The organism is Candidatus Villigracilis saccharophilus (assembly GCF_016711665.1).
The window spans coordinates 98,979-113,047 of record NZ_JADJSO010000014.1; the positions used below are offsets into that span (position 1 = coordinate 98,979).

A 14,069-nucleotide genomic window follows, 5' to 3' on the forward strand; every position below is an offset into this window, starting at 1 on the left:
TTAAGCCCTTGATATAGCCAGTTTTGAATTTGTAAAAGAGTAGCCTGAAAATGAATAAAATTAATCGTTCAATCCTGCATCTCTGGACCGAAAGAATTATCCGACGGTTAAAAAATGATGAAAGTTATTCTCTAGACCCACGCATATCCATATCCGACCTGCTCAGTATCTCATTGCGGCGCGGGATTGCAGTGTTGCGCGGTATCTTGCATCGTTATCAATTCTCCCATTTTGAAGGAATGCTCTTTGCCGGCAAAAATATCACCCTGCTTCATAAGAAGAGTATTTCCGTGGGGCGCAGCGTCATTATCGAGGATTTTGTGTTCATGGACGCGCTTTCTCAAAACGGGATCGTATTGGGGAATAACGTTACCATAGCCAAATTTACATCCATTCAATGTACCGGCGTGATCCATGAATTGGGAACTGGCGTTACGATTGGCGATAATTCTGCTGTTGGAGCCTATTCGTTTCTTGGAGGACAAGGCGGTATTACGATCGGTAATAACGTTATCATGGGTCCTAAAGTTAACATCTTCTCCGAAAATCACGGATTTGATGATCTCTCACTACCGATTCGCCTTCAATCAACCACTCGAAAGGGTGTTGTCATTGATGACAATTGTTGGATTGGTGCAAACAGCACAATTTTGGATGGCGTTCATATTGGTCAGGGCTGTGTAATTGCATCAGGCAGTGTGGTGACAAAAGACTTGCCAGTAAATTCGATCGCTGCGGGTATCCCTGCGCGTGTTATCAGGCAACGAGGACATGCATGAAAATAGCTCTTTTAGGTACGCGCGGCATTCCCGCCAGTTATAGTGGCTTCGAGACCTGTGTCGAACAGCTGGGTCAGCGATTGGTACAGCGCGGTCACGAAGTGACCGTTTATTGCCGTTCGCATCATATCACGTACGAAGGTTCTCATTACAAAGGCATGCGTCTGGTCAAACTGCCGACCATCGCCAATAAATATCTGGATACCATGGTCCACTCTTTGATCTCGTCACTGCACGCCCTTTCGCAAGGGTATGATGTCGGTCTTTATTTCATTGCCGGCAACAGTCCCGTTACCTGGATCCCCCGCCTGGTCGGTACAAAGACCATTCTCAACGTGGATGGTCTGGATTGGAAACGTGAAAAATGGCCTGCGTTGGCCAGAAAGTACATTCAATTTGCCGAGTTCCTCGCGACAAAACTGCCGAACGTCTATATCACCGATTCCCACGTGGTCCAGGGCTATTACCGTGATCAATATGGCGACGAACCTGCTTACATCCCTTATGGCTCCGATGTTGAAATTCTTCCGCCCGCCGAGACCCTTGCCCAATATGGGCTGCAGCCCGGTAAATATATCCTTTTCGTTGGCAGGCTCGTCCCTGAAAATTGCGCCCATCATTTGGTCGAGGCATTTCCGTGAACTGGACACTGACTTGAAATGTGTCATTGTCGGTGACGCTCCTTATGCGGAAGAGTATATCGCGGGGCTGAAAGAATTGGCCGCCAATGACCAGCGCATTATTTTCACCGGCTATGTCTTTGGCAACGGCTATCAGGAATTAGGCTCCAACGCTTATGTCTTTGTCGAAAGCTCCGGCGTCGGGGGCACACACCCGGCTTTGGTCGAGGCCATGGCCTTTGAGAATTGCGTTGTTACCCATAACACCCCGGAAAACATGGAGACCATCGGCGAAGCGGGTTTTGCATACGATGGCAAAGTCGGTGCCAGGGATCTGCGCCGGGTTCTGGAGGAGCTTTTGAATGATCCGGATAAGGTTGAGTCTTATCGCCATAAAGCCCGTCAGCGCGCTCAAAGTGTATATTCCTGGGAAACCGTAACGGATTCCTATGAACGCTTGTTTTATCAGATATGCGCGCGCCTTCCTGAGCGATTGAGATGCTTTAGGGTCGAGGGTTTGCAAATAAAAAAAGATTTTGCCCGGTGGCGAAGTGAGCGCAAAATAAGATAAATTCGTTTGTCTAGCGGCTGGGCAAGGCACGGTGCAACCCTATCTGATTATCTTTGTGAAATGCAAATGCCAGTTTTCTGCCGGGAGCTCAACGGCGTAAATTTGCTAGTAGCAAGACTGACCAAGGCCATTTTATTGGTAAAACTGTTATACGTTTCAACATCATTGCGAGCCGCAACTTTTGGGAGAATTGCCTCTTTTATGTATTTGAAATCCCTTCGTTGTTTTTAGGATAATCAAAGAAGTTTTCAGGAAAGTGATTCAGATAAGATGTTTCGATTTCTTGAGAAAGGCGGCAACATGATCAGACGATTTTCAGTTAACTTTGCAATCTTTGCGCTCTTTATGGACCTTTTTGTTATCACAGCGGTGCTCTGGGTCAGCCAATCCCTGCGGCCATTTCTCGATGCATACCTGCCTGTCCAGCATCTGACACCGGATCTCCTCGACCTGCCGCTTGTGCTCTATATATTTTTCCCGCTGGTTTGGGTCGTTCTGATGATCTTTTTCTCGGTCTACGACGGCAGGAAGAACCTGCGCGTCGTGGATGAATTCACCAGCCTGACCTTTAGTTCCGCGCTGGCTGGCATCACCCTGGCCGGCGTCATGTATTTAAGCTATCGTGATGTCTCGCGTGCCTTGTTCACTACCTTTGTCCTGGCCGCCTACCTGATGTTGTTGATCTGGCGTCTGATCGCGCGCCCCCTGTACTGGCGTTGGCATCGGGATGTGGAACGGGTCCGCCATGTGCTCATTGCCGGGGCCGGGCCGGTCGGCAGGATCGTGGAAAAGCGCCTGTCTTCGTATTTTGAGAACGGCATGCAATTGATCGGCTTTCTGGATGACGATCCGCAAAAATTAAATTCTCAGGACGACGTGCTTGGGCAGATCCTCGCCGCCCGCCTCATCGTGGAGGAAAAACATATTGATGATCTGGTCATTGCCCTTCCGCGGCGGGCCTACAATCATGTCAACGCGCTGGTCGAATCCCTGCAGGATTTGCCCGTGCGCGTCTGGATCGTCCCCGATTATTTTGAGCTTGCCCTGCATCAGGCCAGGCTTGCCGAGTTTGCCGGCCTGCCCATGCTCGACCTGAACGCCGCCGCTTTGAGCGAGTATCAGCGCATGATCAAACGCGTATTTGATCTCCTGGTGATCGGTGTGTTTGTCATCCCGGCCTTTCTGGTTATGGCAGTTGTGGCATTGGCCATCTTCATCTTTGACGGGCGTCCAATTCTTTTCAAGCAAAGCCGGGCCGGAGAGAACGGGCGCCTTTTTACCCTGTATAAATTCCGCACCATGGTCGTTGGCGCAGAATTTATACAGGTTGCGAAAACCGACGTGCATGGCAACATCCTGCACAAGCAGCAGGGTGATCCGCGTGTCACCCCCCTTGGTCGTTTCTTGCGCCGCTTTAGCCTGGATGAACTCCCGCAGTTAATTAATGTTTTGAATGGGGATATGAGCCTGGTCGGTCCCCGTCCGGAACTGCCGGAGCTGGTCAAAAATTATCAACCCTGGCAGCGTGAACGCTTCGCCATCCCGCAGGGCTTGACCGGTTGGTGGCAGATCCACGGGCGCAGCGACAAGCCCATGCACCTGCACACCGAGGAAGACCTGTACTATGTTAAGAATTACTCCTTTTGGCTGGATCTCTACATCCTGATGCGCACCTTCTGGATCGTGCTGCGCGGCAAGGGGGCGTATTAATTGATCACGCGTCTCGTGCGCAAACCCTCATTGGGGTTGATCCTGATATTGGGGCTTTTGCATGGGCTGCTCTATGTTTTTCTGGTGCCCCCCTGGCAGCATTACGATGAGCCCGCTCACTTCGAGTATGCCTGGCTGATCGCCAACCGCCCGGGCCTGCCGCTCAGCGGCGAATTTGACCAGCCCCTGCGCCGCGCGCTGGCCGCCTCGATGATCGAACATGATTTTTTTCGCGGCATGGCTCTTTTGCCGGATCTGGAAGCCAGCAACGAAGCCGTTTGGATCGGCGTCTCACAGGTTGGCGACCCGCCCTTATATTATTTACTCGCATCCCTGCCTTTGCGCTTCCTTTCAACCTGGGATGTCACCCTGCAGTTGTATGCTGCGCGCTTTGTCTCGCTCGGCCTGTACCTGTTAAGTATTCTGTGCGCGTGGGGCATGCTGCAGGAACTGGTTTCCGACGACCATATCCTGCGTTGGATGGTGCCGCTCAGCATGGCCCTGCTGCCGGGCTTTACCGACCTGATGACCTCCGTCAACAACGATGTCGGCGCGGTCGTGCTTTTCTGCCTGTTCCTGTGGGGCAGTCTGCGCCTCATCCGCCGCGGTTTTTCCCTTCCTGGTTTGTTATGGGTCGGCGCTGCCGCCTTATTATGTTTGTGGACGAAAGAGACGGTTATCCTGGCTCTGCCTTTGCTGGGTCTGGTATTGCTTTTAGTCTTATTTCGAAACCGCTGGCGTTGGGTGCCTTGGGTGGTACTCATGCTGCTCACGATAACTATTTCGATTTCTGTTTTTTCATGGAATGATGCTTTATTCTGGGGTCGTTGGCGTGACACTTTTCAAGAAAGCCAAATTTCAAAACGCTCTGTAGATGCACCGCTCGGGAATAATATTATGCAAATAGAAATTGCGCCCAACGAGCCGAGGCCCGCAATTTTTCAATTGTTACCTTCTGAGCAGTTCAGTGCTCTAAGAGGTAAAACCGTTACGCTAGGCGCTTGGATTTGGGCTTCCCAGCCGCTAACCAGCGATGCGCTGAGCCTTTTTGATGGAGATTCCTACTTATCACAGAGATTTAAAATAGATACTTCGCCGACTTTTTTTGCTATGACTTTTCCTTTAGCACAGGATGCTAATTTTGCACGGGTGATGCTGTCGCCGGCTGGTATAGGCAATGTAGAAACAATAACAGTTTACTATGATGGCCTTGTATTGGTTGAAGGTCTCCGCCCGCTGAATGAAGTCCCTCAATTTGATGATTCTTTGGCTCAGCAGGGAAAGTGGGGAGGAATTCCATTTCATAACCTATTGCGCAATGCTTCAGGAGAAGTCGCTGGACCATCCGTTCGGTTATGGGCTAAAGAATTAAGTCTGGAGTTCTCTCGGATTATACTTTTTCCAACGCAGGAGGTTAGTCTTCTTTTGGATTGGCGTGGGGCAGGTTGGTATTATCATGCCGCGGCTCAGAATCTCTTACAAACTTTTTGGGCTAAATTTGGTTGGGGCCATGTTTCCCTTTTACCTTTTACAAATCAATTCTATTTCTTGCTGCAGATGATTACCCTGTTTGGGTTTGGTGGCGTATTCTAGGGGTTCTTCGCCGAGGTCATTCTCGCATCTTTGAATCTGTTTTATTCCTGGGTATTGTCCTGGCTGGAATATGGGTGCAAACATTTTTACGGGGGATCTCATCACTGATTGGTCCCGAAATTTTCATTCCAGTTGCCCGTTACGCATACCCGGTCATCATCCCTACCATGCTGATGTTAAATGCGGGCTGGCTTGAGATCGCATATTTTCTGGAGCGCTGGGTACACCTTTCTCCGCGCGTAAAGCTTTGGGTATATGCTCTCTTTTTTCTGGGTCTGGACCTTGCCTCTGTTTATAGTATTGCCTACTATTACTACATAAGATGATCCCCGGACTACCTTGAACAGTATCGGAAATATTCAGCGAATTAGCGAATGGCTCGAATCATGCTTTTGAAATTCCTTGAATTCGTATATTCGTGAAGTTCGCATTAATGGTTTCTGTACTTTGAGAAAGTCCTGTGCGCTGTCGCTCTGAGCGCAGCGAAGAGCCTCTCCGATAAGCTAAAATCATGTCTCCCTGAGGGAGCGCTTTTCAGCGGCCGAAGGCTCTCGGCCATGACTTGGTAGCGATGCCTCGCTCTCCATGATTGACGTTAAATAGATCGCAAAGTTCGCAAACCCATATGGGTTTCTTCGCGTTCTTTGCGCGGTTCAAAAAATGGATATTCAAAGGAATGTAATAAACATCCATTTTGTAGTAGACTAGCAAAAGAGAAATGGAAAGGAGTAATAAAATGAGTTCAAGATCAACCCGTATCATGATAGTGATTCTGCTGGGAGTATTGCTGTTCTCCCCGTTTTTAGGCAGGTCGAACGCAGCCTCCGCCTCTTCGTTGATCCTGTCAGGCAAAGCTGGTCATAAAATGGCCGCCCGTCCAGGCCAACAAATTACGAAAACCTTGTCTGAGATGGGCGCTGCCCCTGTGCTCCAGACGGTCTTCGGGGCCGAAATGGCCCAACTTACGCCTGCCGGCGGATTGACCCAAATGGCGGCCGCCAATACCACCTGGTCTCGCCGCAACGGCGTCCTTTGGTCGGTGGTGGAACCTACCGAAGGTGTGCGTAATTGGGGCGCGCTGGCCAGTCTAGATGCTGAATTGCAGGCCGCCTCCGCCAATGGCATTCAGGTGATCCTGATCGTACGCAGCACCCCGGACTGGGCTCGTAAGATTGCGGGCTCCGGCTCAACCTGCGGCCCGGTCCGCGCCGATAAGCTGGCTTCTTTTGCCGGTTTTATGAACGAATTGGTCGCGCGCTATAGCGTCGCTCCTTATAATGTTAAATACTGGGAATTATGGAACGAGCCGGATATAGACCCCTCCTATTTTGCGGCTGACAGCGTCTATGGCTGCTGGGGCGATAACGCTGACCCCTACTATGGCGGCGGGTACTATGCCGATATGTTGAAGGCGGCCTATCCGCAGATCAAGGCCGCCGACGCGCAGGCCCAGGTCTTGCTGGGCGGTCTCTTGATGGATTGTGATCCGCGCCCGGGCGCAGGCTGTGCTGCGGTTGGCAATTCCCCCATCCCTGGTAAATTCCTGGAAGGCATCCTGCTTAATGGCGGCGGGCCTTACTTCGACGGGGTGAGCTTCCACGCCTATGACTTTTACCTGAACCAATTGGGACAATATAGTAATCCCAATTGGCAAAGCGCCTGGAACACAACCGGCCCGTCGGTCACTGCCAAGGCGCAGTTCATTCAAAGCAAATTAAGCCAGTATGGCGTCTCGGGTAAATTCCTGATGAACACCGAGACCGCGCTGTTGTGTACCCTCTGCAGCAACGATGCGGACTTTGAAACCACCAAGGCCAGCTATGTCGCGCAGAGCTACGCCGCCGCCATCTCTCAGTGGCTGCGGGCAAATATCTGGTTCAGCGTGTTGGGCTGGAATAACTCGGCCTTGCTTAACTCCAACCTGACTCCGCGTCCGGCCTACACAGCCTTTCAATTTGCCCGTAGTGAATTACAGAACGCTTTCGTGCTGCGCGATGTTACTGATTATGCGGGTGTAAAAGGCTACGAGTTCCAGTTGGGGACCCGTCACATTATGGTGTTATGGTCATTGGATGGTGCTTCGCATTCGGTCGCTCCTCCCTTTGGCACGCCTCTGGCCGTTTGGGATGCGCTTGGTAACTCTGTCACCCCATCCCCTTCGATCAGCGTCGGGTTGACTCCGCTCTATATCGAATTGAACATCACCTGTGGCGTAACGATCTCGTGCGGGGTTACGACCGGAGTATTCCGTCCCAGCAACGGGCTTTTATACCTGAAGAATGCCAACACGGCTGGCTATGCAGATGTGGCGATCAACTATGGGTTGGGCGGCGATTATCCGGTAGCGGGTGACTGGGACGGCAACGGTACGGCCACGATCGGCATCTATCGCAATGGCTCGTTTTATTTGCGAAACTCCAATACCCTTGGCTTTGCGGATCTTGTCTTTGCCTTCGGCACGCCCGGTGACCAGCCCATCGCCGGCGACTGGAATAACGATGGCACAGACACCATTGGCGTCTTTCGTACTTCCACCGGGGAGTTCTTGCTGCGAAACACCAACGACAGCGGTCCTGCCGACATGAGCTTTTATCTTGGGAATGTGGGTGATGTGGGCATCGCCGGGGATTGGGATGGGAATGGCTTCGATACCACGGGCGTCTTCCGCCCGAGCAACGGTATCATCTTCCTGAAGAATACCAACACAACCGGCTTTGCGGAGATCGCGCTCAATTATGGGCTGGGCGGGGATAAGCCGATCACCGGCGATTGGGATGGCGACGGGATAGATACGATCGGAGTCTACCGTAATGCCCAGTTCTACCTGCGTAACTCAAATACGATCGGGTTTGCCGACCTTGTCTTCGCTCTCGGGAATCCTGGCGATATGCCGATTTCCGGGAATTGGGACGCCCTCCCGTAGGGATATCAACGGCTGACTTACGGCTATTCCCAGGTCAGGAAAATGTCTTTGCGAGGAGCGTTCTGTGCGACGAAGCAATCTCCAAATGTATGAGCTTTGTCTGTGTAAGTGGAGATTGCTTCGGCACACCTGCCCAGGCGGGCGCTGCCAGGGAAAACCGCCTCGCAACAACATATCGTAGATTTGGCAATCTGCCTTGGAAGAACACAGGGTTCTCAAATAAAAACATGAATGCGAATTTCACAATACAATGGAATTTAAAGAATTATTCGGCCATTGCTAATTGCTGAATTCGCGTTCCAAAGCCACTAAAAAGAAACTCAACTTTGAGGAGAAGAACCATGAAAGCCGACTGCGATCGTTCTGCCAGAGTCATGGCTATGCTTGTTTCCTGGCGTAGCCATGTTTTTTTATTTGGCTTTGGAATTTCCCCGGCCCTCATTACCGCGCTTGTTGGGTCGTTTCTGCGCCTGCGTCTGATTGAATAGCCATGGTTGTGACGGAAGGATTAATGAAAATTGTAGTGATTGGCGGGGGTGGTTTTTTAGGATCCCATCTTGTTGACACCTTGCTCGCGAATGGTCGGGAGGTGCGCGTATTTGATCAACCGCGCGCCCGCTATCTGGATTATTGCGGTCAGCGCGGGGCAAAGATCATGACTGGCGATTTTCTCGATCCTGGTCATGTCGGCAACGCGCTCTCAGGTTGTGACGTGGTCTATCATCTGGTGTCAACCACGGTTCCACAGACCTCCATTGAAGACCCGCGTTACGATGTTGATTCCAATCTCATTGGCACCCTGCAGCTGCTTGAACAGATGCGCCGTGCAGGTTTAAAAAAGATCATATTCGCGTCTTCCGGGGGTACGGTCTATGGGGTTCCGCGCGAAATACCCATCAAGGAAAGTCACCCCACCGACCCGATCAGTTCTTATGGGATCATAAAACTGGCGGTCGAGAAATATTTACATTTATATTGGACTCTCTATGGCCTGGATTATTGCATTTTGCGTATTGCCAATGCCTACGGAGCAAGGCAGCCCATGGCCCAAACTCAGGGGGCGATCGCTGCCTTTTTAGGCAAGGCTGCCGCCGGGCAGGAAATCGGCATTTGGGGGGACGGTTCTGTTTTGCGTGATTATGTATATGCGAGCGATATTGCGGCCGCCTTTTTTCAAGCGTCCCTCTACCAGGGAGACCTGAAGGTGTTTAATATCGGCTCCGGGCGTGGGCATAGCCTGAATGACATACTCGCTGTGATTAAAAATATCACCCGCATTCCATTGCGGGTAAAGTACTTGCAGGGGCGCCCCTTTGATGTGCCTGTCAATATATTGGATGTTTCCCGCGCGAAATTGCACCTCGGTTGGGAACCGAAAATTCCGCTGGAAGAGGGCGTCTTATCCGCCTATGAATGGATGATGCGCGATCAAAAAAATAATCAGTGATTTTGCTGTAGCCATGTGCCGCTCTCGCGCTGGGATTGTCAAAAAAACGGGCGGAAGTTATCATAAAAGATGAAATCAAAATTGAATGATATAACATCTGATCATAAACTACCTGACCGCTGAGAGTGAATCGTGAAAATCCCCCCTAAAGTTTCTGTGATCTTAACATCTTATAACCATGCCAAATATATTCGCGAATCGATTGAAAGCGTCTTAAAGCAGACCTATCGGGATTTTGAACTGATTATTTGGGATGATGCTTCTACTGATGATTCGTGGGATATCATTTCTGAATATACAGATGAACGGATTCGGACCTTTAGAAATGAGACCAATCAGTTCATGTCATATTTTCGTGAGGCCGTTTCAAATGTGGCTCGCGGGGAATATGTCGCCATCCACCATTCTGACGATGTGTGGGAGGTGGACAAACTCGAGAAACAGGTGGCTTTTCTGGATACACATCCGGAATTTGGCGCGGTGTTTACAAAGGTGGGCATGATCGGGGAAAACGGCGAACCGTTCGGGGATGTCTCTCATTTTTACTATAAGATATTCGATCAACCCAACCGTACCCGCCATGAATGGCTAAATCGCTTTTTTTATCAGGGCAATGCGCTTTGCCACCCCAGTGTATTGATCCGCAGGTCCTGCTATCAGGATTGCGGCCCCTATCGTCATGGACTGGGGCAGGCCAATGATTTCGATATGTGGGTGCGCCTTTGCCTGAAATATGAGATCCATGTTTTACCGGAAAAACTGATTCGTTTCCGCATTCGTTCCAATGAAACGAATGCGAGCGTTTATCGTCCCGAGACCCGTATTCGCGGAGTGTTTGAACTCTTTCTGATCCTTGACCATTACCGTGATATAAAAAGCGCGCAGGACTTTATAAAAATATTTCCCGGATCTGTCGAGTATTTTGGATCGGAAGGCTTTGATCTCGGCTTCGCGTTAGGGATGACGGCGCTGGAGTCTGGCACGCCTAATTATGTGAAACTGTTCGGCTTGCGCTTGCTGTTCGAAGCTTTAAATGATTCCCGCAGGGCGCAAAAGATCAAGGAACTTTACCGGTTTACTCACACTGATTTTGTCGGTTTGACCGCAAAATACGATGTGTTTTCTGCGGAATTGATACCAGCGTTGTCCGCCCAATCGGCGGAGAAGGACCGGGAGAACCATCGGGAGAACCAGGCGCTTTTGTCGCGCATTCACGCTCAAGATCGGCAAATGGCGGAAATCACCGGCAGTATGGCATGGTCCGTGATAACGCGTTTTCGACGGCTGCGCCTGAAGATCGCCCCCTCTGGCGGAAAGCTCGAAAGATTATTGAAAATGTTTTTTCAAAGCTTAAGGGTCTGGAAGAATGATGGCTTGGGTTCCTTATATCGAAAAACCATACAAAAAATTAAACGCAAGTTGATCCCGGACCGCTTTCAAAATAGCCCTCCCGCAGGGTCTTTGCTTGACCTGCGGGCGGTTTCAACTGCAGATCTTGTTCCATCGTCATATGATGTCATCCTACTGTCAACGCTCAATTGGAGTTTCCGTTTTCTAAGGCGCCGGCAAATATCGCAAGGGTTTGCTCGGGACGGCCATCGCGTTTTCCACATATATTCAACCTATAAAAAAGACCCGAAAATTACGGTTCGTTCCGTTAAAGCGGCCGGGCTTGACGTTCAATTGTCAGGTCCTTTTAATATCGCCGCTGATTCGTTGGATGGGGAAATGACCGCGAATATTCGCCGTATGTTTGGTTCTTTACGCCGCGAGCTTGATATCGTTGACGCAGTCTGTATTGTAGACCAGTCGTTTTGGAGTTCCGTGGCTTATTCCCTGCGGGAAGACTTTGGATGGAAAATCATCTCTAATGATGTGAAGGTTCCCCGCTCGGGCGGTGAACTTTCGGAGGGGACCCCGCACAAGGATTCTGGTCCCATTCAAAAAAGCGATTTGTGGATCGTCGTTTCACCTTCTCGTTTTGTTCAAGATGAATTCGATGATTCATCAAAGACGGCTCTTAAAAGTATTTATTTTTCGCCCCGGGATACATGGGATGATCGTTATAAGCGGGTCAAACAGGCGCTCCCAACCCTGTTCCCCAAAGTGAGTATCATCATCGTCACCTATAACAATCTCGAATATACACAGCTGTGTTTGAAGAGCGTCTGCGAAAAGACGATATATCCGAATTTCGAAGTGATCGTGGTCGATAATGCTTCGACCGATGCAACCCCGCAGTTTCTTAAGTCTTTTGCAGCCGCACATGAAAATATTCAAGTAATTTACAATGCGGTAAATGAAGGGTTTGCGCGGGCAAATAATTTGGGGATTGCCGCGGCGCACGGTGAATATATTTCACTTTTAAATAATGACACAGTGGTAACCAGGATCTGGCTTTCAAGATTGATCGCCCACCTGGGGGATCAACAGGTGGGTCTGGTTGGATCCTTAACAAATGGCGTTGATAACGAGGCTCGCGTGGTCATGCCTTATACCGACGCCGAGGCCTTGGATGTGTTCGCGGCAAAGCTGGCGCAGGAAAGATCGAATATATTAACCCCCATCAAAATGCTGGCGATGTATTGTGTTGTCGGGCGCAGCGATGTCTTTCGGCAGATCGGTCCCTTGGATGAGCAGTTTGGCATCGGGATGTTTGAAGACGATGATTATTCCCTGCGCATACGCCAGGCGGGCTACAGGATCGCGGTTGCGGAGGATGTGTTTATTCACCACTTTGGCAAGTCAGGCTTCAAAATATTGGGGGATGAGCGCTATCTTGCTTTGTTTGAAGAAAATAAGGAAAAATTTCAGGCCAAGTGGCATGTAAAATGGGAACAGCATGTCTTCAGTACGCTGGCTGATAACCGCCGCTTCGCTGCGGACCTTCAAAATATTCTGGATTCGCATCCGCATGCGCCTGGAGTTGTGATTTTTCCGCCGACGATCGGTTGGAATATCAGTTTGTTTCAGCGGCCTCATCAATTGGCCAGGGCCTTTGCTGAAAGGGGATACCTTGTTTTTTTCTGCACCGTTGATAATTTTGATAATGTAAAGGGCTTTAAGCAGGTAAGCCCCGGCCTGTATTTGTCCGATTCCCCCTGGGCGGTCTTTGATCTCGTGAGACGCCCGCTTGTTTTTACGCTACCGTATAACCGTGAATATTTGTTCCAATTTCGCCAGCCCCTTGTTGTCTACGAAGTCATAGATGATCTGGATGTCTTCCATCATGATAAAACAGAATTAAGTACGAGTCATGATATTCTGCTCAAAGAGGCGGATGTCGTACTGGTAACCGCTGACAGACTCATGCGGCAGGTGGAAGGGATAAGACCGGACGCCATCCTGTGTCCCAACGCGGCCGAAGTGAAACATTTTTCTCAGACAAACAGCTCGATCCCCCCTGATCTTGCAGCGGTCACAAGAACAGGCAGCCCTGTCATTGGCTACTACGGCGCGCTTGCCCGCTGGTTTGACTATGACCTTGTGCGTCAGGCGGCGCAAAAGCATCCGCATTGGGATTTTGTTTTGATTGGGCCGGATCATGATGGTACGCTCAAAGCCAGTAATATTTTATCCATGCCCAATATTCATTGGCTGGGCGCTCGTGATTATTCGCAGCTGCCGCAGTATCTTTGCCATTTTACTGTGGCCACCATCCCGTTTTTGGTCAATAACATTACCCTCGCTACATCACCCATAAAATTATTCGAATATATGGCTGCGGGAAAACCGATCGTGACTTCGGATATGCCTGAATGCCGCAAATACCCTGGTGTCTTCGTCGCTCACGATGCCGGGCAGTTCATTATGCACTTGGAACATGCCCTCACGCTGGTCAGTGATTCCTCATATATTCAACAGCTTTTCCACACCGCGCAGGAGAACACTTGGGAAGTGCGCGTAAGGCAGATCATTAATGCGCTCGAGTTGCATGAAAACCAGAAGTCATAAAATTGGGTAGTTCATTTCTGGAATTTTTTTGCAGTGGTCTAAAAGCTGTTGACAGAGATGCGCTGTTCATCCATAAAAAATGGTTTTTCTTATTCTGAGGATAACTGCCTTGTTATAAAGATGTGGTGTTTTACCGCGGGGCTGTTACGGCTTTCCCAGTGTTGCTTGACAAGTATTGATTTCACAGCATGTTTGGAATGCGAACCCTTGCGCTGCACGTGAATCTTGCAGATGTTCCTCGAATGAGAAAATTTCGCGATTTTTTAAGGTGTATTCACGTTAAGATTTTCCAATACTTGGAAAAACCATGAAGGGCTTGTAGGATTGCTTCTCTTTTATTTCGAATTATGCTTACAAAACTGTGGTCAGGAATTTAACTGACACTAAGGTTATTCCTCAGTGGAGCGATTAAAATATAGTAACAAACCTCAATTGTGTACTCTCGAAAAAGCTTGGATAAAAGGGTTCAGGA

The 14,069-nt window shown here is 49.8% G+C and carries 10 protein-coding genes; all 10 read left to right on the plus strand.

The window, feature by feature from the left end; all coding sequences use genetic code 11:
• Positions 1-50 precede the first annotated feature (50 nt).
• The 10 genes from IPL17_RS05855 to IPL17_RS05900 all read left to right on the plus strand — a co-directional run bounded on the left by IPL17_RS05855 (position 51) and on the right by IPL17_RS05900 (position 13,597).
• Positions 51-779, plus strand: coding sequence for an acyltransferase (locus IPL17_RS05855; RefSeq protein ID WP_345306139.1), 729 nt, complete (start codon positions 51-53; stop codon positions 777-779).
• Positions 776-1,420 (plus strand): DUF1972 domain-containing protein, encoded by a 645-nt coding sequence (locus IPL17_RS05860; protein ID WP_345306140.1) that lies wholly within the window; start codon positions 776-778, stop codon positions 1,418-1,420. The genes IPL17_RS05855 and IPL17_RS05860 overlap by 4 nt, the downstream gene beginning before the upstream one ends.
• Before the next feature lie 13 nt (positions 1,421-1,433).
• On the plus strand, positions 1,434-1,970 hold the full coding sequence (locus IPL17_RS05865) for a glycosyltransferase (RefSeq protein ID WP_345306141.1): 537 nt from the start codon (positions 1,434-1,436) through the stop codon (positions 1,968-1,970).
• A gap of 300 nt (positions 1,971-2,270) precedes the next feature.
• Entirely contained in the window at positions 2,271-3,680 is a 1,410-nt protein-coding gene (locus IPL17_RS05870; protein ID WP_345306142.1) for a sugar transferase, read from the plus strand.
• 36 nt (positions 3,681-3,716) lie between these two features.
• Positions 3,717-5,273 (plus strand): DUF2142 domain-containing protein, encoded by a 1,557-nt coding sequence (locus IPL17_RS05875; RefSeq protein WP_345306143.1) that lies wholly within the window; start codon positions 3,717-3,719, stop codon positions 5,271-5,273.
• A 74-nt stretch (positions 5,274-5,347) separates the two neighbouring features.
• Positions 5,348-5,599: a hypothetical protein gene (locus tag IPL17_RS05880; protein WP_345306144.1), complete on the plus strand. Its 252-nt coding sequence runs from the start codon at positions 5,348-5,350 to the stop codon at positions 5,597-5,599.
• Between the two features lie 410 nt (positions 5,600-6,009).
• A complete protein-coding gene (locus tag IPL17_RS05885; protein ID WP_345306145.1) occupies positions 6,010-8,196 on the plus strand; it encodes a hypothetical protein in 2,187 nt (728 codons plus the stop codon).
• Positions 8,197-8,537: 341 nt separating this feature from the next.
• Positions 8,538-8,684, plus strand: coding sequence for a hypothetical protein (locus IPL17_RS05890; protein WP_345306146.1), 147 nt, complete (start codon positions 8,538-8,540; stop codon positions 8,682-8,684).
• 23 nt (positions 8,685-8,707) lie between these two features.
• Positions 8,708-9,643 carry an NAD-dependent epimerase/dehydratase family protein gene (locus IPL17_RS05895; protein WP_345306147.1) on the plus strand — a complete coding sequence of 312 codons (936 nt, stop codon included), beginning with the start codon at positions 8,708-8,710 and terminating at the stop codon, positions 9,641-9,643.
• A gap of 132 nt (positions 9,644-9,775) precedes the next feature.
• Positions 9,776-13,597 (plus strand): glycosyltransferase, encoded by a 3,822-nt coding sequence (locus tag IPL17_RS05900; RefSeq protein ID WP_345306148.1) that lies wholly within the window; start codon positions 9,776-9,778, stop codon positions 13,595-13,597.
• Positions 13,598-14,069: the final 472 nt, after the last annotated feature.

Bases quoted from the DNA above. Each gene is read 5' to 3' on its own strand.
- IPL17_RS05855 (WP_345306139.1), top strand. From the start codon at position 51: ATGAATAAAATTAATCGTTCAATCCTGCATCTCTGGACCGAAAGAATT.
- IPL17_RS05860 (WP_345306140.1), top strand. From the start codon at position 776: ATGAAAATAGCTCTTTTAGGTACGCGCGGCATTCCCGCCAGTTATAGT.
- IPL17_RS05870 (WP_345306142.1), top strand. From the start codon at position 2,271: ATGATCAGACGATTTTCAGTTAACTTTGCAATCTTTGCGCTCTTTATG.
- IPL17_RS05885 (WP_345306145.1), top strand. From the start codon at position 6,010: ATGAGTTCAAGATCAACCCGTATCATGATAGTGATTCTGCTGGGAGTA.
- IPL17_RS05890 (WP_345306146.1), top strand. From the start codon at position 8,538: ATGAAAGCCGACTGCGATCGTTCTGCCAGAGTCATGGCTATGCTTGTT.
- IPL17_RS05895 (WP_345306147.1), top strand. From the start codon at position 8,708: ATGAAAATTGTAGTGATTGGCGGGGGTGGTTTTTTAGGATCCCATCTT.